Consider the following 23,787-nt stretch of genomic DNA (forward strand, 5'->3'; position numbering starts at 1 on the left):
TGCATGACAGGCACACCCTGCCCCGACTTCACCCTGCCCGGCACCGCCGGCGCCGACTTCCAACTCTCTTCCAGCCGCAAGCCGCTGGTGATCTACTTCTACCCCAAGGACAACACGCCCGGCTGCACCAACGAAAGCATGGCCTTCCGCGACCTGCATCCGGAATTCGCCGCGCTGGACGCCGAAGTCGTCGGCATCTCCCGCGACAGCCTGAAGTCCCACCACAACTTCAAGGCCAAGCTGGAGCTGCCGTTCGAGCTGCTGTCCGACGCCGAGGAAACCGCCTGCAACCTGTTCGGCGTCATCAAGATGAAAAACATGTACGGCAAACAGGTAAGGGGCATCGAGCGCAGCACTTTCGTCATCGATGCCGCCGGCAAGGTGTCGCGCGAATGGCGCGGCGTGAAAGTGCCCGGTCACGCAGAGGAGGTGCTGGCGTACGTCAAGACGCTGAAGTAGCAAGCCGTATCCGCCCGGCCGCCCGGCCGGGCCAGAACATGAACAAGGGGACTCCATCATGGCCGGCCGCAAAAAGACCACCGCGTGCAAGGTGTTCGTACTGGACACCAACGTACTGTTGCACGACCCCACCTGTCTGTACCGCTTCGAAGAACACGATGTGTTCATCCCCATCATCACGCTGGAAGAGCTGGACACCCACAAGAAGGGCATGTCCGAAGTGGCGCGCAACGCCCGCCAGGCCAGCCGCTTCCTTGACGACATCATCAGCGGCAACGAGCTGAACATCTCCGAAGGCATCCCGCTCAAACACGCCAGCCGCGACGCCGCCAGCGGCAAGCTGATCCTGCAAACCCAGGCCATCAACGGCGTGCTGCCCTCGTCCCTGCCCATGGGCAAAGCGGACAATCAGATCCTCGGCATCGTGATGGCGCTGAAAGGCCATTACCAGGGCCGCTCCGTCATTCTGGTGTCCAAAGACATCAATATGCGCATCAAGGCCCGCGCGCTGGGCCTGGAGGCGGAAGACTACTTCAACGACAAGGTGCTGGAAGACACCGACGTGCTGTACACCGGCACGCGCGAAATCGACCAGAATTTCTGGGAGCGCAACAGCAAGGACATCAAGTCCTGGCAGGATCACGGCCGCAGCTACTACCAGCTGTCCGGCTCGGACTGCGCCAACCTGTACGTCAACCAGTTGCTGTGGCAAGAAGGCGAGAAGCCGTTCCAGGCCCGGGTGATCAAGGTGGAAGGCAAGACCGCGGTCCTGGAAACGCTGAAAGACTACAGCCACAACAAGAACAACGTCTGGGGCATCACCGCGCGCAACCGCGAACAGAATTTCGCGCTGAACATGCTGATGGATCCCAACGTCGACTTCATCACCCTGCTGGGCCAGGCCGGCACCGGCAAGACGCTGCTGACGCTGGCCGCAGGATTGGCGATGACGCTGGAGCAGAAGATCTACAGCGAAATCATCATGACCCGCGTCACCGTGCCGGTGGGCGAGGACATCGGCTTCCTGCCCGGCACCGAAGAAGAAAAGATGGCGCCGTGGATGGGCGCGCTGGAAGACAACCTGGACGTGCTGAACAAGAGCGACGACGACGGCGGAGACTGGGGGCGCGCCGCCACCCGCGACCTGATCCGCAGCCGCATCAAGGTGAAAAGCCTCAATTTCATGCGCGGCCGCACCTTCCTCAACAAGTACCTGATCATCGACGAGGCGCAGAACCTGACGCCGAAACAGATGAAGACGCTGATCACCCGCGCCGGCCCGGGCACCAAGGTGGTGTGCCTGGGCAACGTCAGCCAGATCGACACCCCTTACCTGACCGAGGGCAGCTCCGGCCTGACCTACGTGGTGGACCGCTTCAAGGGCTGGGGCCACTCCGCCCACATCACGCTGCAGCGCGGCGAGCGCTCCAGGCTGGCGGATTACGCCGGCGAAGTGCTGTAAACGCGAAAAAGCGCGGCGGAGCCTGTCGCCCCGCCGCGCTTTCATGCCTCGCACGCCCGCGTGCCAACGCCAGGCCCCGGCCGCCTATAACTCTTCCTGCTCGCGCATCCTGCGAAGATAGCCAAGCAGGCATAGCACCGCCGCGCCCAGGACCAACAAATCCAGCGCGAACCATTTTTTCGCGTCACGCATGCTCTCGCTGCGCGACATCAGCTCCGCCGCCAACGCCAGCCGCTCCACGCCGTCCCGCGGCTCCCGCGCAGGCAGCGCCTCGGCAGACGACTTCACGCATACCACGCAGGCGCGGGGGGGCGGCGGCTCGCTCTCCAGCTCATGCCAACTTGCCGCCAGCACCGCGGCGCAGAACGCGCCAAACAATAACAAAAACCTGATCATTCCTGCCCGGCGGCATCACACCCCCGGCCTCATCCACGCGTACACAAAAACAATCGCCGCCAGGCGCATGCCCGTGCGGCGATTTCCGGCAAACGCCTCGCGCTCCGCCAGTCACTTCCTGCAACTGTTCACATTTTTTAACACTGCGGCATCACGGTCAATTCCCTGCCGGTCGCCAGGACAATCCCGCAACATTCGCGCCACAAAAATGCAAAAAACATACAGCCACCCCACATCAACGCCGCGCCCGCCCGGTCACCGCGTCCGGCCCGTACAGGCTCCATTCGCTGATCAGCAGCATGCCGTCCGCCGTGGCCACCAGCAACTGCTCGGACTGGGAATAGATCAGGCTGCCCGGCGCGAAATTGTGCGTCTCGGTCCAGCCCTCGGCGCGGTGGACAAAGAAGGTGATCTTGTTGACCACCGCCGCGCACTCGAAGTCGCCGAAGGCCCGCACCTGGCGCAGCAGCTCCGCCGTGGTGCGGCTGAAATCCAGCATCCGGTCGTGATCGGTCCACAACGGCCAGTAGCTGCCGCCCTCGCCCTGCGGCCTGGCCTCGCGCCACAGCCGATCGAAATCATGCGCCAGCCTGTGGCTCAGCCGGTGCAGGGCCAGCTGCAGCTTGATGTCCAGCACCTGGAGGCTGTCGGCCTCGCCCAGCGGAAACCGCTCCTGATCCAGGATGTCCCCGGCGTCGAAATCCGGCCCCACCTTGTGGCAGGTGCAGGCCCACTCCCTATGCCCGTCCAGCAGCGCGCGCACCTGCGGATACGGCCCGCGGCCCAGCGGCAATGGCGAAGGATGGAAATTGACCGCGTACTTCAGGTAGGGCGTCCAATCGGGAATGCGCCAGTTGTAGCTGCCCACCAGCAGCGCCTCGCAGCCCTGTTCGGCCAGCTCGGCCAGATCATGTGTCCGCAGCGGCGACAGCTGCAGCGGCAGCTTGCGCTGCTCGGCAAAGGCCACCGACAGCTTGTTGTGATGCATCCGGTGGTCAACCGGGGTGCAGAACACCTTCAGCGGCTGCCAGCCGGCCTGCAGGAACACGTCCAGCACCGGTTTGAAACGATCGGAAAGCGTAATCGCGAAACGCATGGCATCCACTCGCGGCAAGCGGGCCCTCCCGGCCCGGTGCCTTGTTTATACCATCCGCGCCTGCCGCCTCCGCGGCGATGACACGCAAATTAACAGAAGGCGCCATCCTCTCACACACTCGGGCAAAGCAGCTGAGCCCAGGCGCGCCGACGCAGACAGCGCAAGCCGCGCGGCAAGGAGGCGCAACGCAGGACCAGGGGTTTTCTCAGCGGCGCTCAGGCCCTCGCCTGCTCCAGCCACTCGCCGAATACCTCCAGCAGGCGCTGCGCGTCGGCATCCTCGGTATGCGGGCTGAGCAGCAGCATATTGTGGAAGGGCGTGATCAGCAGGCCGCGGTTCAGCAAGTAAAGATGAATATAGCGCTCCAGCTCCACGTCCTGCCCCGCGCCGGCCTCGCTGCCGTTGCGCGGCGGCCTGGCGGCGAACTGGAACTCGCAGCGCGCGCCCAGCTGCGTCACGCACCAGGGCAAGGCGAAGCGGGCGAACAGCTCGCGCAGGCCCTGCGCCAGCCGGCCGGCGCGCTCCAGCATGATGCGGTAGTTGTCGTCCGTCATCACCTGGGACAGGTTGGCGCGCATCGCCGCGCAGGCCAGCCGGTTGGCGCTCAGCGTGGTGCCGATGCCGGAATGGCCGGGCGGCGCGGCGCGCTTGGCCTGCTGCGCCCGCGCAGCCAGATCGGCGCTGAAGCCGTAGGCGGCGGCCGGCAAGCCGCCGGCCAATGGCTTGCCCAGCACCAGCATGTCCGGCCGCAAGCCGTGCGCGGCGGCGTAACCGCCCGGGCCGCAGCTGATGGTATGGGTTTCGTCCAGCAGCAACAGGCTGCCGTGGCGGCGGATGATGGCCTGCGCCTGCTCCCAGTAGCCCGGATCGGGCAGCACCATGCCGATATTGGTCATCGCCGGCTCGGCCAGCACGCAGGCGACGCGGCCATCGGCCAGCGCCGCCTCCAGCCCCGCCAGGTCGTTGAACTCCGCCACCCGGGTATGCTCGGTCAGATCGTAGACCTGGCCCAGCAGGCTGGCGCGCGGCCTCGCCTCCCCGTCCGCCAGGTCGACGAAGACATCGTCCACCGTGCCGTGGTAGCAGCCGTTGAACACCAGGATGCGGTCGCGGCCGGTGACCGCCCGCGCCCAGCGGATGGCGAAGCGGTTGGCGTCGCTGGCCGACAGCGCGAACTGCCACACCGGCAGGCCGAAGCGCTTGGCCAGCTCCCCCGCCACCCACAGCGCGTCCTCGCCCGGCAGCATCGCCGTCATGCCGCGCGCCGCCTCGCGGGCGATAGCCTCCGCCACCGGCGCCGGCGAGTGGCCGAACATCGCGCCCGTATCGCCCAGGCAAAAGTCCGCGTAGACATGGCCGTCGACATCGGTCAACCGCGCGCCGCAGGCCTCCGCCAGATACAAAGAGGCTGGCGTCGGCCAATCATCCATCCAGTGCAGCGGCACCCCGAACAACAGGTGCTCGTCCGCCCGCTGCGCCAGCGACAGCGAGCGCGGGCGCGACGCCAAAAAGTCCGCCGTCTCGCGCGCATGCAGCGCGCGCGCCTTGTCCAGATCGATGCCATGCCGAGTCGCCATGCTCGCCGCTCCGCCTGTGATGGGATGCGGCCAGTATGCCAAAGCCGACGGCCGGCGATCCACCATGACAAAAGGCCCGGGGGAAAACCCTCCGGGCCAATGTGCTGCAATGAACGGTTATTCAGCGCAGGGGCAGATGCCCCGACAAAGTATTGAGCTGGCTCACCGCGCGCCGGAAGCGCGCGTGGGCGCGGGATACGGTGGACTCGCTGATGTCCATCTGCTGAGCGGCGAAGTAGCCTGTCATGCCTTCCACCTCCATCAGCCACACCGCTTCACGCGAACGTTTCTTCATGCCGATCAGGTCAGCCACCACATTGAAATCGTCCAACTTCATATTATGCCTCCCCATGCAGTCTCGATTCCCGGCTTGCGCCAGGGAGCAAACATGTCCTTCCCTTTACAGCATAGATGCTTGCAGAAAAAATGCAGGCATCGGGGAGGCGCTGGCAGTTACGTCGACGTGTTTATTGAAGTATCTGACGCTGCCACAAGAAGTGAGCAGCATGGCTGCGTCGTAGCTTCTCACCGAACTACGTGCCAAGACGTGCTTTTTCTTTGCCCCCTATCTACGCAAATATATGGTGGCAAATGCACGTTCCAATCTGAATCGGGTCGAATTTAGTGTCAGTCTCGAGTACAAGTGAGGGCATTCTTCTGCCGGGGACCGTGAGGATCTCCTAACCCTTCCATCGAGCGGGCGTCTTCCAGCAGGCTTTGAGCTTGAGCCATCGCAACTAGAATCCGCTGTCAAAATCCCTTGGATGTAGCGCCATGTCGGCTAACAATTCCGTCGAGAGGGACGACCACAGCCCGCCATCACCGCCCCCTCACATCCAGTCACACCGCCTTCAAAGCACAACGCTGATAAAGGCTCATCCGCAAATGCCTGCTCAAAGCGAGTGAGCGTTCAAATGCCTTGCGAACAAGGGATATCCAGAACCCGGCCACTCAAACTGCCCGCGGATGCACCAGGCGCCTCAGGTCCATCGACAGCCCGGCCAGCTGCGAAGCGGTTTGCAGGGTCTGGGTCGAACTGGTCTCGGTTTCCTGCGTCGCCTGCGCCACTTCGGATACGGCGGAGCGCACCTGATCGGCCGCCGTGGCCTGCTGCTTGGTCGACAGCTCGATCTCGCGCACTGCTTCGGTGGTGGTGAGGACCAGGTCGGCGATCTGCTTGAACGCCATGGCCACATCGGCGAACTGGCGCGCGCCCAGATCCACGGCTTTTGCGCCGCTTTCGGTGGCCATCACCGTGGTATTGACCGCGCCGCGCACATCGTCGATCTGAGTGCGGATGCCCTTGGTCGACGCGGCCACCCGGTCGGCCAGCTTGCGAATTTCCTCCGCCACCACGGCGAAGCGGCGGCCCGCCTCTCCGGCGCCGCTGGCCTCGATGGTAGCGTTGATGGCCAGGATATTGGTCTGTTCCGCCAACTCGGACACGATGTCGAGCACCGCGCCGATCTCCTGCGATTTGCGGCCGAGATCCAGCATGTGGCTGACCACCAGATCGGTCTGCCGGCGGATGCCGCTTATGGATTCCTGCCCTCGCGCCACCGTACCCTCCCCGTTGCGCGCGGCCGTCGCGGTTTGCTCGGCGATCTGAGCCACTCTCTGCGCGCTCTCGGCGATCTGGCGCGAGGTGACGCCCAGCTCGCTGATGGTGGTGCTGATCTCGCTCATCGCGCTGGCTTGCTCCCGGGCGCCGGACGCCTGTTGGGTGGCGGCGGCCTGCAGCTCAGCGGACGAACTCTGCACATGCCCCACCGCCGCCCCCAGCCGCTCCGTCAGCGAACGCGTGATGGCGATGCCCGCCCCCACCACGAACAACAGGCACAAGATGGTGCCGGTTACGATGGTGATCTTGGCGTTGCCGGAAGAGGCCTCCGCCTCCGCCTCGCGCTTGCTCAGCAACGCGCGCTCGTCGCGGCGGATCTGGTCGCACACGGCGCGCAGCGCGTCCATGTACTTTTTGCCCTCTCCGCCCAGGACGATCTTCAGCGCCTCATTGCCATGGCCGGCCTTGCGCAAGTCGATGGTGCGCTTGAGCTCATTGAACTTGGTGCCGACCAGCGCCTCGGCTTGGTTGATCCTGGCTTGCTGCCCGGCGTTGTCGGCGCTGAGGGCGCGCAGCTCGGACAGCACCACCGGCACGCCGGCCACGGCCGCCCGGAACGGCTCCAGATAGGCAGGCTCCCCGGTCAGCAGATAACCGCGCTGGCCGGTTTCCGCGTCCTTCATCAGGCTGACCAGGCTGGAAACGCGCTCCAGCACCTTTTGCGTGTGGGTGACCGAGCCGGCGGTGGCGATCAGCACGCTGATGCTCCAATACGCCGCGATGCCGATTGCGATCAGAAAGGCAGACGATACCGCGAAGCCGAACGCCAGCTTCCGGCCAAAAGTCCAGTTTTGGTTCATGATGACGCTCCCTTATGCAGGTGATTGGGTCGGCCTTGCCTTTTCTCTTTTCCCCAGCTACTTCCGTTTCGATGCCTGATCCGGCCCGACCAGACGCCGGACCTCGGCCAGGAAATTGACATAGTCGACAGGCTTTTCGATATAGCCGTCGAAACCGGCCGCCAGCAGCCGCTCGCGGTCGCCCTTCATCGCGCAGGCCGTCAGGGCCACCACCGGTATGGCCTGCGTTTCCGGGTCGCCCTTAAGGATGGACACCGCCTCGATGCCGTCCATTTCCGGCATCTGCACATCCATCAGCACCAGGTCCGGCAGCTCCCGCCGGGCGATGTCTATGCCCTCGCGCGCGCGGTCGGCGCAAAACATCGCGTGGCCTTCGCTTTCCAGCATCATGCTGGTCAGCACCATATTGCCCGGCGTGTCATCGACTATCAGTATGCGCGCCATCGCCCACCTCGCTGGTCCGGTCCGCCGAGGCCGTCCGACGCCGCGCGGCCTGCTGCAACGCGCGGCCGACCTCGAACAAAAACTGCCGCCGGTCAAAACTGTCTTTCTCCATGATCCGCAGCGCCTGACTGCTCAGACGACGCCGCTCCTCCATGCCGACGACGCCCTCGCTCAGCACCAGGATGGGAACCGCGGCGGCGGCGTGGTTGCGCAGCGCCGCGAGCACTTCGAAGCCGCAGATGTCCGGCAGCGCCAAACCAATGATCAGCAGGTCCGGCCTGGCATCCGGCAAGGCCGCGAGGGCGCTGGCGCCGTCGGAATAGCACTGCGGCTTGCAGTTCATCGCGGCCAGGTCGGCGCTTAACTCATAGCAGCTGGCCGCATCGTCGATGATCATCACGGAAGGCGCCCGCTCGCGCTCCTTGCCCAGACCCAACGCGTGCACCGCATCGCGCAGGCGCTGGCTGGATACTGGCTTTTGCAGCAATTGCGCCGCGCCCATCGCGCAAGCCTTCATGTCCTCCGCCACGATGGCGACGATCACAACCGGCACGTTTGCCAGCTGGGGATTGCGCATAACTTCGTCCAGCACGGCCCAGCCGCTGGACTCAGGCGCCAACAGATCTATCGTGATCAGGTCTGGCGCGCCGCCGCGCGCCAGCTCCAGCGCCATCCCGGCATCGCGCGCGGCGGCGACCGCAAAGCCTATCCGCTCCAGATGCGCCTGCAACTGACCCGCGGCCTGGTCGTTGTCCACCACCACCAGCGCCCGGCGCGCCGAGCCGGCCGGCAATGACGCCGGCGCTTCAGGCCGCAGAGGCAGCCAGAACGAGAACTGCGAGCCAAGGCCCGTCTCGCTGCATACGCCCACCGTGCCGCCGTGAAGTTCGGCCAGCCGGCTGACCAGGGCCAGCCCCAGTCCGCTGCCTTCATGCTGTCGGGAATTGGAGGCGTCAAGCTGGCTGAAGGTTTGGAACAGCGCGGATAAATCGGCTGCGGCTATCCCGCAGCCGCTGTCCCGCACCCTCACTTCAAAAAACTCCGGCTCAGGGCCATCCGGCAAGGGCAGCAAGCGATGAGCGCGGGCTTCGTTCTCGCCGTATCCCACCTCGCTGCGCCGCGCGCGGTGCAGCGACAAGGTCACGCCGCCGCCGTCGCGGCTGAATTTGACGGCGTTCGACAGCAGGTTGTAGACCATCTGCTTGAATTTGCGCAGGTCCACCAGCGCCGGCTCCATCCGCGGGCAGGGCTGGAACTCAAGCGAAATGCCGCGCCGCGCCGCGCTGTCCTGCACGATGGACAGGCAGGCCCGCAACGCGGCGTTGACGTCGACGGGCTCCAACCCCAGTTCCATCTTGCCCGCTTCTACCTTGGACAAATCCAGGATGTCGTTGATCAGGCTCAGCAGGTGGCGGCCGCTGGCCAGCACATGGCCGACGCAGGTGCTCTGCTTGGGACTGAGCGGACCGATGGCGCCGCGCGCCAGCAAATCGGAAAAGCCGATGATGGCGTTGAGCGGGGTGCGCAGTTCGTGCGACATGTTGGACAGGAACTCGGACTTGAGCCTATTAGCCTGCTCCAGGTCCCGGTTTTTCTGCTCCAGCTCGGCCAGCAGGATGGCGCGGCTTTCCGCCAGTTCGCGCGCCGCCCGCATCTCCGCCGCCTCCAGCTCCTTGCCCATCATCTCGGCGCGGATGCGGCGGTTTTCGTCCTCGAACTGCTTGCGCCGCAACTGGGCGCGCACGCGCGCCTTGAGCACGTCGAACTCGCTCGACTTCAGGACGTAGTCGTCGGCTCCGCTCGACAACCCCTCGATCATCGCGGTCCGATCCTCCATCGCCGTCAGCATGATCAGCGGAATGTCGCGCGTAGCCGGGTCGCCCTTCAGCCGGCTGCAGGTCTCGCTGCCAGACAGCCCGGGCATCTGGCGGTCCAGCAACACGCAATCTACGCTTTGCACCTTCAGCCATTCCAGCGCCTGCTCGCCCGACTCGGCCAGGATCATGTCGTAGCCTTCATCGCCAAGCACTTCGGCCAGTTGGTGCAGATAGGTCTGGCTGTCGTCCACCGCCAGGATGCGACGGCCAGCCTGCGGCGGCGCCATCCCGGCCGCGTCGTCGACGTTGCGCAACACCGCCGCCAGCCTCGCCAGCAACATGCCGGCGTCGCCGTCCTTGCGGACAAAGGCGTCGGCGCCGGCATCCAGGGCGCTCAGCTCGGCGCCGTCTTCGTCATCGCCGGTCAGCAGAATGCAGGGAACGGTGCGCAATGCCGGGTCCAGCCGCAGCTTGCGCACCACGGCGGCGCCGTCGATGCCGGGCAGCACGCGGTCCACCACCAGCGCCGCCGGGCGGCGCGATTCCATCGCGCGCAACCCCTCCTCCCCGGTATGCGCCAGCGCCACCTGATAGCCCTGCTCGCGCAGCAGCGTCGCCAGTTGCTCCCGGTAGGTCAGGCTGTCGTCTATCACCTGCACCAGCGGCGCGGCGTCGGCCGGCTCGCCGATCTCGCCCAGCAGTTGCACCGCGCGCGCCACCAGCCGGTCCCGATCATAGGGCTTGCCGACATAGTCGTTGGACCCGGTCAGCATGCCGCGGATGCGGTCGCGCACCTGGGCCTCGCTTGACAGCATCAACACCGGCAGGCCGGCGCCGGCTGGCGTGGCGCGGACTTCTCTCAGCAAGTCGACGCCATCGCCGTCCGGCAGCATGACGTCCAGCACCATCAGTCCGATGTCCCGCTGCGCCAGCGCGGCGCGCGCATCCGCCAGCGCGGAACAGGAGATGGTGGCGATCCCGCGTTCCGCGAACGCCTCCTCCAGGTCGGCCCGCACGGTCAGGCTGTCGTCGACGATAAGCACCGGGGCGGTCATGACGCTCGCTCCACGCCCAAAGCGGCCAGGGCCGGGCCGATCTCGGCCAGCGGCAGAATGCGCTGCGCCGCGTTCAGCAACGCCGCCTCGCGCGGCATGCCGTACACCACGCAACTGGCTTCATCTTGGGCGATGGTCAATCCGCCTGCGGCACGCACGGCCAGCATGCCGCGCGCCCCATCCTGCCCCATGCCGGTCAACAGCACGGCGGCGGCTTCCGCGCCGCACTCCTGCGCCACCGATTCAAACAGCACATCCACTGACGGCCGGCACGACAAGCGCTCCGGTCCCGCTTCGCAAACCAGTCTCCCGCCTCGCAGCTGCATGTGCAGACCGGGCGCCGCCAGCACCACCCCGCGCGCCGGAAGCGACTGGCCGTGCCGCGCCATCCGCACGTCCAGCGCGCAATGGTCGTCCAGCCAGTCGACGAAGGCGTGGCCGAAGGGCTCGGCGATATGAATGACCACCAGCAGCGGCAGCGGAAAGTCGGCGGGCAGCCCGCCCAGCACGTCCACCAAAGCGCTGGGTCCTCCGGTAGATGCGCCCAAGGCCGCCAGCCGCATGCGCCGCCGCGCGGCGGCCGGCGCCAAGGGCTCCGCAGCCGGCGCGCCCTGCGCGGCGCGGCGGCCCCGCAAATGCGTCACCACCTTGATTTTCGCCACCAGCTTGAGCATGGCCAGGTAGCTTTCTCCCCAGAGGTTCTGTCCGGGCAACGGCTTTTCGATCACATCCAATGCCCCGGCGGCCAGCGCCTCGTAAGTGCGGAACAATTCGCCGCGATTGACCGAGGACGACACCACCAGAATCGGGGTCGGGCAATAGGCCATGATGTACTCGGTGGCTGCCAGTCCGGTCATGACGGGCATCATCATGTCCATCGAGATGACATCCGGGCGCAGGACCTGGCACAGCTCGATCGCCTGCTTGCCGTCTTCGGCGAGTCCTGCCAGCTCGAAGGCCGGGTCGCTTTCCAGCAGCTCGCGCAGATACATGCGCACCGTAAGCGAATCCTCCACCACCAGCACCCGCACTCTCGTCATTGCCGCACCAGTTCCCCGATCCGCCCCAGAAAGGCGGCCTGATCGAATTCATTCTTGACGATATAGCCGTTGGCTCCGGCATCGCTGCCGCGCCGCTTGTGCTCGGCAGTGTCCAGCGAGGTCACCAGAAGCGCCGGAATGTCGCTGAGTTGCGGATCGGCACGCACCTCGGTGATGAAGCCGAATCCATCCATGCCCGGCATCTCGACATCGACCAGAAACAACGCGTAGCGATTCTGCCGCGCCAGCTCCAGCCCCTCCTCTGCGGACGCCGCCAGCTCAACCTGATAGCCGGCGGACTCCAGAATGCTGCTTTCCAGCATCCGGGTCGTCAGGGAATCATCGACGATCAGAATCGGCGGACGCGGCGGCGCCGCTTCGCCGGCGCCGCCGCGCCGGGCCAGCGCGCGGCCCAGCTCCTCAGGATCAAGCACCATGCGCGGCTCGCCTTCCATATCCAGATATAGCCCCAACACCATCGGATCGGTCGCCGCCAGAGGGGGAAGCGCGCGCAAGACAACGCTGTCCACCCCTCCCAGCCTGGCGATCGACAAAGCCAGCAGCCGGCCTTGGCTGCGGACCACCACGGCGGTCATCGCGCGCGGCGACAGTGGGCGGGCGGCGGCCCGCTCCGCCCCGCCGATGGCCAGCGGCAGCAAAGGCAGCATTTGCCCCTCGTACACGATGCCGCCGCCGTCCGCCGAATGCACCACATGTTCCGGCGACACCCGCAGCGTGCCTTGCACCGCGTCCAGAGGCAGCGCCATGATCTGGTTGTCGGCCTCGACCAGCAACACGTCCAGCGCAGCCAGGGACAGCGGCACGCATAGCTCGAACGTAGCGCCGGAAGCGTCGCTGCTGACATGGGCCTTGCCACCCAGCTTGGCCATCGCCGCGCGCACCACGTCCATGCCGATGCCGCGGCCGGACAGCTCGGTCACCACGCCGCTGGTGCTGACGCCGCCTTCCAGCAACCTGGCCAGCAAGGCGGCGTCATCGGCCGGCGCCGGCTGGCCTCGCTTCGCCAGCGCCGCCCTCAGCGCGGCCAAGTCGACGCCGCGTCCATCATCCTTCAGACGGAACCACGCCATGTAGCCGCGCCGCGAGACCTCCAGGGTGATCCGGCCTGCCGCGCTCTTGCCGGACGCGAGGCGCCGGTCCGGCGTTTCTATGCCGTGCGCCACCGCGTTGCGCACCAATTGCAGCAGCGCGCCCAGCACCACGTCCAGCACCTCGCCGTCTATCCGCAGCTGGCTGCCGCTGGCATCGAACGCCACTTGCTTGCCGCTGCTGTGGGCGGCGTCGCGCGCGCAGCGCTCCAGCGCGGTGAAAACCCCTCCCGCCGGGAGCAGACGCAACCGCTCCGCCGCGTCGCGGGTTTGGCGCAGCTCGCGGTCTATCCGCTCGGCTCCGCCAGCCATCCTGCGCTCCAGCGCGTCCAATTGCGCCGCCAGCGCCCTCCCGCCTTGCTGCGCCGAGCCCGCGGTCAGCGCCAGCTCTCGCAGAGCGTCCAGCGTGCCGATGGCGCGCCGCATGCCCGCCAGCTCAGCGCCGATCTCGCCCAAGCCTTCCAGCAAGACATCCACTTCCAGCACATCCGCCCTGACGATGCGCTGCGGCGCGTCCTCCGCCGGCGCGGCCGGGCCGGCTGCGCCTGGGCTGCCCTCGCCGTCGGCGTCTGTCGAGGGCAACTGGTCCAGCAGCTTGCTCACTTGGTCGCAAGCTGCCAGCAACTGGTCAATGGCGCCGCGCGGCACCGCTCCGCCGGACGACCTGAACGGCGCCAGCAACTCTTCCGCGCCATGCAGCAGATCGGCTATCTGCGCCTGGCGCACCACCCGCGCCGCGCCTTTCAGCGTGTGGGCCCAGCGCAGCAGCAGGGATATCCGCTCTTCGTCTCCTCCGCTCTGCTCAAGCGCCAGCACGCCCTTGCTCAACTGCTCGATGAGCTCGCGCGCCTCGATTCTGAAATAGCGATAGGGATCTTTAGCCATGAGGGGCTCGCAGACGGTTTCGAAGCGGACCGCCGGGCGCGCTCATGGCGTCAGCCCCGACAGAGAATGGGCGGCGCGTGCCTCGACCTGCGCGGCCAGCACGCCGATATCCAATAGCGGCACCACGCCGCTTGCGGTGCGCACCCCGCCCTGGCCGGCGGCGTCGGCCGGCGAGATGATCTCGTCGTCCAGGACGCAGATATGGGAATCAAAGGCTTCGAAGGCAAGCGCAAGCGGCGCACTAGCCTGCACCAGCACTATCCAGCGGGGCGCCGCGCCAGGACACTTGCCCAACAACGCGGCCAGTTGAAACACCGGCACGATCTGTCCGCGGAAATTCGTCACACCCAGCAACTCCGGCATGGGCCCCGGCAGGTCCAGGATGCGCCGGTCGGCATGCAAGCCACGGATATCGGCCAGACGAATGGCATAGGGCTCCGCGCCTATTCGTATCGTCAGCAGATTCACGCTGCCAGCGGCCGGCAGGGCCGGAGCCGATGCGAATGAGAGGTCGAACTGTTCGCGCAGGCGGTCCGCGCTGTCAATCGATGCCTGGTCGGAATCCATGGCTAGGCTCCCAAGGCCGCCAGTTCGGCGCGGCAAAGATTGATCAGGGCGCTGCGCGGAAAGCCGCCGCCAAACAGCAGCAGACGCGACGGATCCTCATGCTGCAACAGAAGCAGGGCTTGAGCCAGGTCGCGCCGCGCCGCCTCCGGGTCGGCCATCCGCCGCTCGAGCACGCCGACATGCAGGCGCGCCAACGCAAATCCGGGATTCAGGTAGGCGGCGCTGCGGTAGTGCGCCAACGCAGCCGGATTGTCGCCATCCTCTTCGCGGCACAATGCCAGCACATAATGGGCGCCGGCATTGAGCTCATCGCGCGCCAACAGGGCGTGGCAGACGTCCTGCGCCTCGGCGAGCATGCCGCTCTGGCTGAGCGAGACCGCCTTCAGCAACAATACGTCAGGATCGTCCGCATGCTGTTGCGGCAGCTTCTCTATCAGGGCCAGGCTTTGCTCGAATTGCTCCCTGTGCAGACACGACAGGGCCTGCTGCAAATCCGGCTGCGAGGACTCCGACAGCCCCCGCCCGGCTTGGGGCGCGGCCACCGCAAGCGTGTCGATGCGCTGGGCCGCTCGCGCGATCACATCGGCCCATGCGGGGTCATTCGGCGGCGGCGGCGGAACCCGATCCCCGCTCCACGGCGGCTGGAAAAATGCGGGCTCCCGCGCCGGTGCCCCCACCTGCTGCTTTCGCTGGTAATAGAAGGTGGCATGGGTATGGCAGAGATGGAAATCGTGCGACAGGCCGCGCAGGGTTTCCGCATGCCCCAGGAACAGATAGCCGCCGGGCGACATGGCGCCGGCGATACGCGCCACCGCTGCCTGCGCCTGGGCCGGGCTGAAATACATCAGCACATTGCGGCAGAACACGATGTCATAGCTGTCCGGCGCCCACAACTCCTCATCCTCCCGCGCCAGATTGCGCTGTTCGAACCGAACCGAGCGCCGCACGCCCTCGTTCAGCGCGTGAAGGTCGCCATCGCGCGCGAACCAGCGCGCCCGCATCGCGGCGCCCACTTCCCGCAGCGACCAGCCCGAATAACGCGCGCCCCCCGCTTTGGCCAGCATGGCGGGGTTGGCGTCGACCGCGCGGATCTGCACGCTGCCCGCGCCCAAGCCGGCGGTTTCGCGCGCGGCGATCGCCAGCGTGTACGGCTCCTCCCCCGAGGCGCAGCCGGCCGACAACACGCGCACAGGCAGGCCGTCCCGCGCCAGCAGGCAGGCAGGCATCGCCACTTCGGCGAAGGCCTGGATCTGTTCGACATTCCGGTAAAAATAGGTTTCGGTGACGGTCAGGTCGACCGCAAGCTTATGCAGCGCCGGATATGGCCCGGACTCCGCCGCCAGCATGGCCAGATAGGCGTCCTTGTCTGTTCCGCCGTGCAGGGACAACACGCGCGCCAGGTTGCCCAGCTTGGTTTCGTCGAATTGCAGGCCGAGACGGCCGACGATCAGATCGCGGAATTGCTCCACTTGTGAGGCGGACGGCTCGGCGCTCATGCCCCCCCTCCCTCGACCGCCAGGGCCTCCCACATCTCCTCAGGCACCAAGCGGCCCGCGCGCAACACCAGCAGCAATTCGGCGTCGAGCGTCGCGATCGCCTGGACCAAGCCGTCATCGCTGCCATCCAGCAGCGGGGCGATATCGGCCAGCGCGGCGGCGGCGAGTTGCCGCACCCCGATGACGTCGTCCACCGCCAGCGCCAACAGGCGTTCGCCCACCACCAGCGTGACGAAGCGGGAGAGCCGCGTCGGCGACGCCGAGCCCATCAGGCGCGCGCAATCGAGAACCGGAACCGGCGCGCCGCGTATCAGCGCCAGCCCAAGCAGGAAGTCGGACATGGCGGGCACGGGATCAACCGGGAGGGCGCGCATGGTTTCTCGCACATGCGCCAGCGGCAGCGCGCACAGGCGCTGGCCGCTTCGGCACAACAATACGGAAAGCAGTGATTTGCTATCGAATGCCATGGATGTCCATTTCACTGACAAGCAGAACAATGACCCGCATCATGCGATGCCAGCGCCACACCTCTTAGCCGTCAAAGGAGAGATCCACCAGCGCCTTTATGAAGATTACACAATATTCTCAAGGGGAATCCGCTTTTTTGCATAACCGGAAAGCGTGACGCCCCCTGGCGCAGCGCCCGTTTAGCGCCGCTAACAAAATTCCGTTTCGCGCCTGGGCAAGTCGGCGCGACGCCGCATCCGCATCTTGTCAGCGGCTCTTGAAGTCAGCGTTGTCGCCCCGGCTTGCCCTTGGCCAGATTCAACGCGACCGCTTCCCGAATCAGCGTTTTGAACGCCTCCTCATCCGGCATTCCGCCCTCGCGGATATCGATCGCGCGCCGGGCGTTGCCGGCCAGGCTGGCATTGAACAACCCTGCCGGGTCCGCCAAGCTGGCTCCTTTCAGAAAAGTCAGCTTGACCACCTGTTTGTAGGCTTCGCCGGTGCAAAGCATGCCGCCCAGCGACCATACCGGCGTCCCCATCCATTTCCACTCCTCCACCACGTCCGGCGCGGCCTGGCGAATCCATTCCCGTACCAGCCCCAAGGCCTCGCCTCGCCAGCCTCCCAGCTCGGCTACCCTGGCATCGATCCATTGCGATGCCGACTTTCCTCCGACAGAATCCGCCAGGCTCATTCTCACCCTCGCCAAGAATCGTTAATAAAAGCCAAGCCCCAGCATGGCGCCGGCTTGCGGAACAGCCAGCTGCCGGCATCACGGCTTGAGGAATTCGCGCGCGATATCCACGCTGCCGCGATGCCCCACCTTATCGCCATGCTCCGCCATCCACGCCAGCGCCGACTGCCGCCCCTGCTCCCGCAGCCACTCCAGAAATGGGCCATAAGTCAACGCTCGGCTGCTGGCGTCCAGTTCCGACAAAGCATCATCCGCCGCGATCAAATGAAATCGCGTCGCCAACAGCCGGCGTTCCAGCCGCCCGCGCAGATACGCGGGCTCCGCCGCCATCTCCCGCAGCAGGGCAAATAGACGCATCTCGCGCAGGAAGGCGCTATTGAATCCCAACAGCATCGCTCTGCGCTGGATTTCCTCAGCCGTGCGCGGGGTGCCGCCATGATCGGTCGGGGACAGCAGCACCAGCAAAATGTCGTCGCCGCGGCAAAATTTGAATAGCGGGAAGATGGCGGGATTGGCGGCGAAACCGCCATCCCAGTATGGTTCTCCGTCCAGCATCACCGCCTGCTGCAGCGCGGGAAGGCATGCCGACGCCAGCAAAGCGTCCGCGGACAAGTCCTCATTGCGGAACAGCCTCAGCCGCCCGCTGTTGGCGTGCGTAGCCGCCACAAACAGCTGTACCGGCGCCGCGCGGCGGATGCGGTCGAAATCGAACTGCGAGACGATGATGTCCCGCAGCGGGTTATAGTCCAAGGGATTGAGCTGGTACGGCGAGAACCACTGCGACAACTGCAAGACCATCTTCAAACTTGGCGAGGCCGCGGAATCCACGCTTAGCGGCAAGGGGCGGGTCATTTCTTTAGGCAGGCTTTCGCCAACCCGAAGCCAGAATTCAGACAACGCCCGCCTCGCCTCGTCAGGCCCGCCGACTGATAAGCCATGCGCGACAGCCGTCGCGTTCATCGCGCCGGCGCTGGTGCCGCTCAGCCCCTCAAAACGATAGCGCCCGTTTTCCAGCAATGCGTCCAATACGCCCCAGGTGAACGCGCCATGCGCCCCGCCGCCCTGCAACGCCAGGCTGATCGAAGGCTTATCGTCTTTGCGGCTGAACATGGTCACCCCTGCAATTATTGCAATGCACAATATGGCACGACGACGCTATCGCAACAAGCACAGGCGTTGACATCCCTACGGCAATGAGACCATGCAGGCGTGATTTTGAGCCCATCCAAAACCAGGCGCAAAAGCGCAATATATTACAAAATTAAATTTAATTAATGTAAAATATTGTTTATTGAAAATTTGAAGCAATATTATTAGACAAATATGTCTTTTAGGACAGCTTTTACCAACACAAATCACCACCCTCTGTTTCCGCCGCTTACTTATCCCTAAGATATTGCCGATCCTCATTGCCGCGCACCGACATACCCTCCTCGCGAGGGTATTTTCATTTTGGGAAATAGATGGACCTTAGCTCACTCCTCGCCAGTTTCGCCTCCGCCTTCAACCAGAACCAACGCCTGCTCACGCTGGAACTGGGCGGCGGGCACGTCGCCGCCCAGCAGCTGCTGCCGCTCAGCCTGGACGGCGAGGAAGGAGTGTCACAGGCCTATCGACATGTCGTCCGCGGCGCCGGATATCATGGGCTCGCCTCCCCTCCGATGCTGACTCGCGGCTTTTTCCGACAAATAGTTAGTTTGCTAATTAATGAAATTATCGATACAATCCATTCACATCGAAAATCGATCACCACTACTCACACCAGGCAGAACCCATATGGAAGACATAGACCTGCTGCGCTTGCGGCTGACCAGCAGCCTGCGGCCGATGAGCGTGCTGTGGCGGCATATCGCGCAGGAAGCGCTGACCGCCCACGCCATTTCGGTTTCCGGCGGCTCCGCGCTGCTGTTCATCGGCCGTTTGGGAGAAGGCGTCAGCCACAGCGCGCTGGCCGAGGAATTGGGCATGGAGCCAGCCTCGCTGGTCCGCATCGTGGACCAGCTGTGCAACGCCGGCCTGTTGCGGCGGGAGCAAGGCCTGCGCGACAGGCGGGTAAAGACGCTGTGGTTCACCGACGCCGGCCGCGAAGTGACCCGCGAGATAGAGACCGAACTGGTGGCGCTGCGCGCGCGCTCGCTCGCGTCCGTCAGCCAGACGGACCTGGAAGCGGCGCTGCGGGTGTTCCATGCGCTGGAGCAGGCCGCCGCGCAAACCCGGCTGCCCCATGACCCGATGTTGGGCAAGAGCGATGATCGCGCTGCCCGCTAAGCGAGACTGGCTGTTCTCAGCCCGCACCTTCGCCGCCGCGATGCTGGCGCTGTACATCGCGCTGGCGCTGGGCCTGCCCAAACCCAGCTGGGCGATGGGCACCGTCTACATCGTGTCCCACCCGCTGATCGGCGCCACCCGCTCCAAGGCGGCGTACCGCGTGTTCGGCACCCTGCTGGGCGCGGCGGCGGCAGTGTTTGTGGTGCCGCCGCTGGCCAACCAGCCGGCGCTGCTGAGCCTGGTGGTGGCGCTGTGGTCCGGCGCCCTGCTTTATCTATCCATGCTGGACCATACGCCGCGCCACTATCTGCTGCGGCTGCCGGCCTACACCATGCCGCTGATCGCGCTGTCGGCGGTGTACGCGCCGGAGAGCGTGTTCGACATCGCCATCGCGCGCAGCGAGGAAATCGCCCTCGGCATCGTCTGCGCCAGCCTGGCCGCCGCGCTGGTGCTGCCCACCCGCGTGTCAGCGGTGCTGAGCCCGCGCGTGGACGGCTGGCTCAAGGACGCCGCCGCCTGGGCAACGGATACGCTGGGCAGCAATCCCCAGCCGCCGTCGGCGGGCCGCAACCGGCTGGCGGCCGACCTGCTGGCCTTCGACCAACTGCTTACCCACCTCTCCTACGACGCCACCAGCCGCGACACCGAACGCACCGCAGGCGAGCTGCGCGCGCGGATGAGCATGCTGCCGCCGCTGCTGTCGTCGCTTTCCGAGCTGCTGGCAGTGCTGCGCAAGACGCCCGGCGGCGTGTCCGCGGACTTGCTCCAGTTGATGGAAGACACCTCCAATTGGCTGGGCTATCCGGCCGACAATCCTTGGTTCCTCAGCCAGGCGCGCGCGCTGCGCCGCCAGCTGGACGCGCCGCCGCCGGACGGCGGCTGGCCATCGCTGCTGGAAGGCACGGCGCGGATGCGGCTGAAATCTCTGGTCAATCTGTGGCAGGACTGCCTGACGCTGCGCGCGCTGATCTCCCGCGGGCTGCCGCTGTGGGACTGGAAACCCGCCTACCGCCGCTGGGAAGTGGGCGTGAAAGCCCGCCACTACGATTACGGCCTGCTCGGCTTCGCCGCCGGGGCCGCCGCGCTGGGCATCTTCCTGGGCTGTCTCATCTGGATCGCGCTGGGCTGGCAGGACGGCGCCAACGCGGTGATCCTGGGCACGGTGGCCTGCTGCCTGTTCGGCTCTATGGACGAGCCCGCGCCGATGCTGCGCACGCTGTTCATCGTCAACACCATCTGCACCATGCTGGCCGGCCTGCTGCTGTTCGCCGTGCTGCCGGCGGTGCACGAATTCGAAATGCTGGCGCTGTGCCTGGCCCCGCCCTTCCTCGTGGGCGGCGCGTTGATGAGCCAGCCCCGCTTCGGCCCGGTGGCGATGCTGCTGGTGGTGTTCACCGCCAATCTGATCGGCCTGCAGCAAAGCTACAACGCCGACTTCCAGTCCTTCCTCAACAGTAATCTGGCCGGCGCTGCCGGCATCCTGTTCGCGCTGGTCTGGACGCTGACCACCCGTCCCTTCGGCGCCGAGCTGACGCTGCGCCGCCTGATCCGCTCCAACTGGCGCGACCTGGCGCATAACGCCGCCGGCCGCCACGGCGGCGACTACGCGCGGCTGACGGCGCTGATGCTGGACCGGCTGTCGCTGCTGGCGCCGCGCCTGGCCGCCGACGGCGCGGATCCGTCCGCCGGCTTCCGCGAGTTGCGGGTGGGTTTCAGCGCGCTGGACCTTCAGCGCGACGAGCACCGCCTGGCCGGCGCCGCCCACCAGGCGGTGGACACGGCGCTGCAAGGCGTCAGCGAGCACTTTCGCGCCTGCGCCGACGCCGACCGCGGCCTTGACGCGCCGGACGCGCTGCTGGGCCGGCTGGACGCGGCCATCGCCCTCACCCTGGCCGACCTCGCGCCGGCCGCGCGCGAGGCCCGACACGCGCTGGTGGAGATGCGCGTGGCGCTGTTCCCCGACGCCGAAGGCTTCCAGCCGGCGTCAACCGCTCCAGGAGCCCAGCCATGATAGGCGAAGTCAATTTCTACGGGGTCTACTTCCCCAGCCTGCTGGTGATGATGGTGATCGCCTTCGCCGCCAGCAGCCTGCTGCGCCGCGCGCTGGCCCGACTGGGCCTCTACCGCGTGGTGTGGCACCGCTCTCTCTTCAATTTCGCGCTTTACGTGATCGTGCTGGGCGGCACCATCGCGCTGTTTCACAGGTGACATCATGAACAACCGCATTCGCCAAGCCGGGGCCGTGCTGCTGACCCTGGCCACCGTCGCCGTCGCCATCGCGGTGGTGCGGCATATCTGGATCTACTACACCGACGCGCCATGGACCCGCGACGGCCATATCGCCGCCGACGTGGTGCAGGTGGCCCCGGACGTGTCCGGGTTGATCACCGAGGTGAAGGTCTCGGACAACCAGCAGGTCAAGAAAGGCCAGCCGCTGTTCGTGGTGGACCGCGCCCATTACCAGCTGGCGCTGCGCCAGGCGGAAGCCGCCGCAGCCGCTCAGCGCGCCACGCTGGCCCAGGCCCGCCGCGAGGCCGCGCGCAACCGTTCATTGAGCGAACTGGTGGCCGCCGAGGCCCGCGAGGAAGGCGACGCCAAGGTGCAGCTGGGCGAAGCCACGCTGGCCGCCGCCGAGGCCGCGGTCGGCCTGGCCCGGCTGAATCTGGAGCGCACGGTGGTGAAAAGCCCGGTGGACGGCTATCTGAACGACCGCACCCCGCGCGTGGGCGACTACGCCGCCAGCGGCCGCGCGGCGCTGTCCGTCGTCGACGCCCGCTCCTTCCATGTCGACGGCTATTTCGAAGAAACCAAGCTGGGCGGCGTGGAGCTGAACCAGCCGGTGGACATCCAGATCATGGGCGAGTCGCGCAAGCTGCGCGGCCACGTGCAAAGCATCGCCGCCGGCATCGAAAACCGCGACCGCAGCAACGGCGCCTCGCTGCTGCCCAACGTCAACCCCACCTTCAACTGGGTGCGGCTGGCGCAGCGCATCCCGGTGCGCATCGCGCTGGACGAAGTGCCGGCCAATTTCCGGCTGATCGCCGGCCGCACCGCCACCGTGGCCATCCAGCAAAGGAACCGCTCATGAGCCCCGCCCGCCTCGCCGGCGCGCTGGGCTTGCTGGGCGCGCTGGCCGGCTGCGCCGCCGTCGGCCCGGACTACCGCCTGCCGTCGCAAGCCGCGCAGGGCAAGCCCGCCGCCAATGCCGCCTTCCAATCGGCCAACCATGCGGCCTTCAACCCGCAGCCGCTCCCCGCCGGCTGGTGGCGGCTATATGACGACGCCAGGCTGGACAAGCTGGTGGCGCAAGCGCTGAGCGCCAACGCCGACCTTCGCGCCGCCGCCGCCAATCTGCGCAAGGCGATGGCGGCGGAGGCCTCGGTCAACGCCGGGCGCGATCCCCACGCCAGCGCGTCGGCCACCGCCCAACGCGCGCAGGATTCCGGCGAAGCGTATTTGATCGAAAAAAAACTGCCGGTGGCCAATATCGGCGATGGCGGCGTGAAGATAGGCTATGAGATGGATCTGTTCGGCAAGCTGGCCCGCGCAGAGGAAGCCGCCCATGCCGGCACGGAAGCCACCGCGGCCGCCATGGACCTGGTCCGGAGCACGGTGGCGGCGCAGACCGCGGGCGCCTACGTCCAGGGCTGCGCGGCCGGACACCAGCTGGCGGTGGCCAGGCACGAGCTGGACCTGCAGAACCGCGGCGTGGCGGTGGCCAAGCGGATGCAGTCCGCCGGACGCGGCCGCGCCGCCGATGTGGCGCGCGCCCAGGCCCAGGCCGACATACAGCGCGCCGCGCTGCCCCGCCTGCAGGCGGAACAGGAGGCCGCCCGCTTCCGCCTGGCCGCGCTGCAGGGCAAGGCGCCGGCCGAACTGCCAGCCGCCGCGGCGGCCTGCTCCGTCCTGCCTCGGCTGAGCCAGCCGCTGCCGGTCGGCGACGGCGCGGCCCTGCTCAAGCGCCGTCCTGACGTGCGCGAGGCGGAACGCAAGCTCGCCGCCGCCACCGCCCGCATCGGCGTGGCCACCGCCCAGCTCTACCCCAGCGTCAGCCTCGGCGGGTCGGCCGGCTTCACCGGCCTGCTGGAGCACGCGGGAGAAGACCGCACCCGGCGCTGGAGCCTGGGACCGCTGATCAGCTGGACCCTCCCCGACAGCGGGGCCCGCGCCCGGGTAAAGGCGGCCGAAGCGGACGCCGACGCGGCGCTCGCCCATTTCGACGCCGTCGTGCTGAACGCGCTGCGCGAGACGGAAACCGCGCTGACCTTCTACGCCAAGGACCTGGAACGCAACGCCGACCTGCGCTCGGCGCGCGACAACGCCCGCGCCGCCGCGCAGGACAACCGCCGCCTGTACGCGGCGGGCCGCGCGCCCTATCTGGCCAGCCTGGACGCCGACCGCGCGCTGGCCGGCAACGAGGCGGCGCTGGCGGCGTCGGACGCGCAGCTGGCGCAAGATCAGGTCACGGTTTTCCAGGCGCTGGGAGGCGGCTGGGAACAACCGCGCTGAACCGGGAGAGGCCAGCAACAGCGCTGCCCGCAAGGCGGGCAACCC

21 protein-coding genes are annotated in these 23,787 nt (G+C 66.6%); 7 read left to right on the forward strand and 14 right to left on the reverse strand.

Features of this window, described 5'->3' with window-relative positions; translation table 11 throughout:
• Nucleotides 1-3: 3 nt before the first annotated feature.
• Complete coding sequence (locus tag DK842_RS20955; RefSeq protein WP_114063213.1) at nucleotides 4-459, forward strand: peroxiredoxin; 456 nt, start codon at nucleotides 4-6, stop codon at nucleotides 457-459.
• 58 nt (nucleotides 460-517) lie between these two features.
• Nucleotides 518-1,921, forward strand: coding sequence for a PhoH family protein (locus tag DK842_RS20960; RefSeq protein ID WP_114063214.1), 1,404 nt, complete (start codon nucleotides 518-520; stop codon nucleotides 1,919-1,921).
• An 84-nt stretch (nucleotides 1,922-2,005) separates the two neighbouring features.
• Here DK842_RS20960 and DK842_RS20965 read toward each other — a convergent pair whose 3' ends face one another.
• From DK842_RS20965 to DK842_RS21030, 14 genes are all read right to left on the reverse strand, one after another.
• Nucleotides 2,006-2,305, reverse strand: a complete 300-nt coding sequence (locus tag DK842_RS20965) for a hypothetical protein (RefSeq protein WP_145964110.1) — start codon at nucleotides 2,303-2,305, stop codon at nucleotides 2,006-2,008.
• 247 nt (nucleotides 2,306-2,552) lie between these two features.
• Nucleotides 2,553-3,413, reverse strand: a complete 861-nt coding sequence (locus DK842_RS20970) for a methionyl-tRNA formyltransferase (protein ID WP_114063216.1) — start codon at nucleotides 3,411-3,413, stop codon at nucleotides 2,553-2,555.
• 215 nt (nucleotides 3,414-3,628) lie between these two features.
• The gene (locus DK842_RS20975) at nucleotides 3,629-4,990 is read right to left on the reverse strand and encodes an aspartate aminotransferase family protein (protein ID WP_114063841.1); all 1,362 of its coding nucleotides are present in this window, start codon (nucleotides 4,988-4,990) and stop codon (nucleotides 3,629-3,631) included.
• A 121-nt stretch (nucleotides 4,991-5,111) separates the two neighbouring features.
• On the reverse strand, nucleotides 5,112-5,327 hold the full coding sequence (locus DK842_RS20980) for a sigma factor-like helix-turn-helix DNA-binding protein (protein ID WP_114063217.1): 216 nt from the start codon (nucleotides 5,325-5,327) through the stop codon (nucleotides 5,112-5,114).
• A 614-nt stretch (nucleotides 5,328-5,941) separates the two neighbouring features.
• The gene (locus tag DK842_RS20985; RefSeq protein ID WP_114063218.1) at nucleotides 5,942-7,411 is read right to left on the reverse strand and encodes a CHASE3 domain-containing protein; all 1,470 of its coding nucleotides are present in this window, start codon (nucleotides 7,409-7,411) and stop codon (nucleotides 5,942-5,944) included.
• A gap of 57 nt (nucleotides 7,412-7,468) precedes the next feature.
• Nucleotides 7,469-7,855 (reverse strand): response regulator, encoded by a 387-nt coding sequence (locus DK842_RS20990; RefSeq protein WP_114063219.1) that lies wholly within the window; start codon nucleotides 7,853-7,855, stop codon nucleotides 7,469-7,471.
• On the reverse strand, nucleotides 7,830-10,727 hold the full coding sequence (locus tag DK842_RS20995) for a response regulator (RefSeq protein WP_114063220.1): 2,898 nt from the start codon (nucleotides 10,725-10,727) through the stop codon (nucleotides 7,830-7,832). The genes DK842_RS20990 and DK842_RS20995 overlap by 26 nt, the downstream gene beginning before the upstream one ends.
• The gene (gene cheB, locus DK842_RS21000; protein WP_114063221.1) at nucleotides 10,724-11,767 is read right to left on the reverse strand and encodes a chemotaxis-specific protein-glutamate methyltransferase CheB; all 1,044 of its coding nucleotides are present in this window, start codon (nucleotides 11,765-11,767) and stop codon (nucleotides 10,724-10,726) included. The genes DK842_RS20995 and cheB overlap by 4 nt, the downstream gene beginning before the upstream one ends.
• A complete protein-coding gene (locus DK842_RS21005; RefSeq protein ID WP_114063222.1) occupies nucleotides 11,764-13,761 on the reverse strand; it encodes a response regulator in 1,998 nt (665 codons plus the stop codon). Before DK842_RS21005 ends, cheB begins: the two co-directional genes overlap by 4 nt.
• Nucleotides 13,762-13,803: 42 nt before the next feature.
• Entirely contained in the window at nucleotides 13,804-14,328 is a 525-nt protein-coding gene (locus DK842_RS21010; RefSeq protein WP_114063223.1) for a chemotaxis protein CheW, read from the reverse strand.
• 2 nt (nucleotides 14,329-14,330) lie between these two features.
• Nucleotides 14,331-15,824: a CheR family methyltransferase gene (locus tag DK842_RS21015; protein ID WP_114063224.1), complete on the reverse strand. Its 1,494-nt coding sequence runs from the start codon at nucleotides 15,822-15,824 to the stop codon at nucleotides 14,331-14,333.
• Complete coding sequence (locus DK842_RS21020; RefSeq protein ID WP_114063225.1) at nucleotides 15,821-16,291, reverse strand: chemotaxis protein CheW; 471 nt, start codon at nucleotides 16,289-16,291, stop codon at nucleotides 15,821-15,823. Before DK842_RS21020 ends, DK842_RS21015 begins: the two co-directional genes overlap by 4 nt.
• A gap of 263 nt (nucleotides 16,292-16,554) precedes the next feature.
• Nucleotides 16,555-16,965 carry a DUF1801 domain-containing protein gene (locus DK842_RS21025; RefSeq protein ID WP_114063226.1) on the reverse strand — a complete coding sequence of 137 codons (411 nt, stop codon included), beginning with the start codon at nucleotides 16,963-16,965 and terminating at the stop codon, nucleotides 16,555-16,557.
• Nucleotides 16,966-17,043: 78 nt separating this feature from the next.
• A complete protein-coding gene (locus tag DK842_RS21030; protein WP_114063227.1) occupies nucleotides 17,044-18,075 on the reverse strand; it encodes a patatin-like phospholipase family protein in 1,032 nt (343 codons plus the stop codon).
• A gap of 666 nt (nucleotides 18,076-18,741) precedes the next feature.
• Here DK842_RS21030 and DK842_RS21035 point away from each other — a divergent pair.
• From DK842_RS21035 to DK842_RS21055, 5 genes are read left to right on the forward strand one after another with little or no spacing between them, the layout of a single operon-like run.
• Entirely contained in the window at nucleotides 18,742-19,233 is a 492-nt protein-coding gene (locus DK842_RS21035) for a MarR family winged helix-turn-helix transcriptional regulator (protein ID WP_114063228.1), read from the forward strand.
• Nucleotides 19,214-21,244, forward strand: coding sequence for an FUSC family protein (locus DK842_RS21040; protein ID WP_198414590.1), 2,031 nt, complete (start codon nucleotides 19,214-19,216; stop codon nucleotides 21,242-21,244). The genes DK842_RS21035 and DK842_RS21040 overlap by 20 nt, the downstream gene beginning before the upstream one ends.
• Nucleotides 21,241-21,441 carry a DUF1656 domain-containing protein gene (locus tag DK842_RS21045; RefSeq protein WP_104947428.1) on the forward strand — a complete coding sequence of 67 codons (201 nt, stop codon included), beginning with the start codon at nucleotides 21,241-21,243 and terminating at the stop codon, nucleotides 21,439-21,441. Before DK842_RS21040 ends, DK842_RS21045 begins: the two co-directional genes overlap by 4 nt.
• 4 nt (nucleotides 21,442-21,445) lie before the next feature.
• The gene (locus DK842_RS21050) at nucleotides 21,446-22,321 is read left to right on the forward strand and encodes an efflux RND transporter periplasmic adaptor subunit (RefSeq protein WP_114063229.1); all 876 of its coding nucleotides are present in this window, start codon (nucleotides 21,446-21,448) and stop codon (nucleotides 22,319-22,321) included.
• The gene (locus tag DK842_RS21055; protein WP_114063230.1) at nucleotides 22,318-23,742 is read left to right on the forward strand and encodes an efflux transporter outer membrane subunit; all 1,425 of its coding nucleotides are present in this window, start codon (nucleotides 22,318-22,320) and stop codon (nucleotides 23,740-23,742) included. Before DK842_RS21050 ends, DK842_RS21055 begins: the two co-directional genes overlap by 4 nt.
• The last annotated feature ends 45 nt before the right edge of the window (nucleotides 23,743-23,787 follow it).

This window comes from Chromobacterium phragmitis (assembly GCF_003325475.1).
Classification (GTDB): Bacteria; Pseudomonadota; Gammaproteobacteria; order Burkholderiales; family Chromobacteriaceae; genus Chromobacterium; species Chromobacterium phragmitis.

Coding starts and splice junctions, on each gene's coding strand:
- DK842_RS21020 (WP_114063225.1), bottom strand. CDS start 16,291: ATGGCATTCGATAGCAAATCACTGCTTTCCGTATTGTTGTGCCGAAGC.
- cheB (WP_114063221.1), bottom strand. CDS start 11,767: ATGACGAGAGTGCGGGTGCTGGTGGTGGAGGATTCGCTTACGGTGCGC.
- DK842_RS21040 (WP_198414590.1), top strand. CDS start 19,214: ATGATCGCGCTGCCCGCTAAGCGAGACTGGCTGTTCTCAGCCCGCACC.
- DK842_RS20980 (WP_114063217.1), bottom strand. CDS start 5,327: ATGAAGTTGGACGATTTCAATGTGGTGGCTGACCTGATCGGCATGAAG.
- DK842_RS20990 (WP_114063219.1), bottom strand. CDS start 7,855: ATGGCGCGCATACTGATAGTCGATGACACGCCGGGCAATATGGTGCTG.
- DK842_RS20955 (WP_114063213.1), top strand. CDS start 4: ATGACAGGCACACCCTGCCCCGACTTCACCCTGCCCGGCACCGCCGGC.
- DK842_RS20985 (WP_114063218.1), bottom strand. CDS start 7,411: ATGAACCAAAACTGGACTTTTGGCCGGAAGCTGGCGTTCGGCTTCGCG.
- DK842_RS21055 (WP_114063230.1), top strand. CDS start 22,318: ATGAGCCCCGCCCGCCTCGCCGGCGCGCTGGGCTTGCTGGGCGCGCTG.
- DK842_RS21005 (WP_114063222.1), bottom strand. CDS start 13,761: ATGGCTAAAGATCCCTATCGCTATTTCAGAATCGAGGCGCGCGAGCTC.
- DK842_RS20960 (WP_114063214.1), top strand. CDS start 518: ATGGCCGGCCGCAAAAAGACCACCGCGTGCAAGGTGTTCGTACTGGAC.
- DK842_RS21050 (WP_114063229.1), top strand. CDS start 21,446: ATGAACAACCGCATTCGCCAAGCCGGGGCCGTGCTGCTGACCCTGGCC.
- DK842_RS21030 (WP_114063227.1), bottom strand. CDS start 18,075: ATGTTCAGCCGCAAAGACGATAAGCCTTCGATCAGCCTGGCGTTGCAG.
- DK842_RS21035 (WP_114063228.1), top strand. CDS start 18,742: ATGGAAGACATAGACCTGCTGCGCTTGCGGCTGACCAGCAGCCTGCGG.
- DK842_RS20995 (WP_114063220.1), bottom strand. CDS start 10,727: ATGACCGCCCCGGTGCTTATCGTCGACGACAGCCTGACCGTGCGGGCC.
- DK842_RS21010 (WP_114063223.1), bottom strand. CDS start 14,328: ATGGATTCCGACCAGGCATCGATTGACAGCGCGGACCGCCTGCGCGAA.
- DK842_RS21025 (WP_114063226.1), bottom strand. CDS start 16,965: ATGAGCCTGGCGGATTCTGTCGGAGGAAAGTCGGCATCGCAATGGATC.
- DK842_RS21015 (WP_114063224.1), bottom strand. CDS start 15,824: ATGAGCGCCGAGCCGTCCGCCTCACAAGTGGAGCAATTCCGCGATCTG.
- DK842_RS21045 (WP_104947428.1), top strand. CDS start 21,241: ATGATAGGCGAAGTCAATTTCTACGGGGTCTACTTCCCCAGCCTGCTG.
- DK842_RS20970 (WP_114063216.1), bottom strand. CDS start 3,413: ATGCGTTTCGCGATTACGCTTTCCGATCGTTTCAAACCGGTGCTGGAC.
- DK842_RS20975 (WP_114063841.1), bottom strand. CDS start 4,990: ATGGCGACTCGGCATGGCATCGATCTGGACAAGGCGCGCGCGCTGCAT.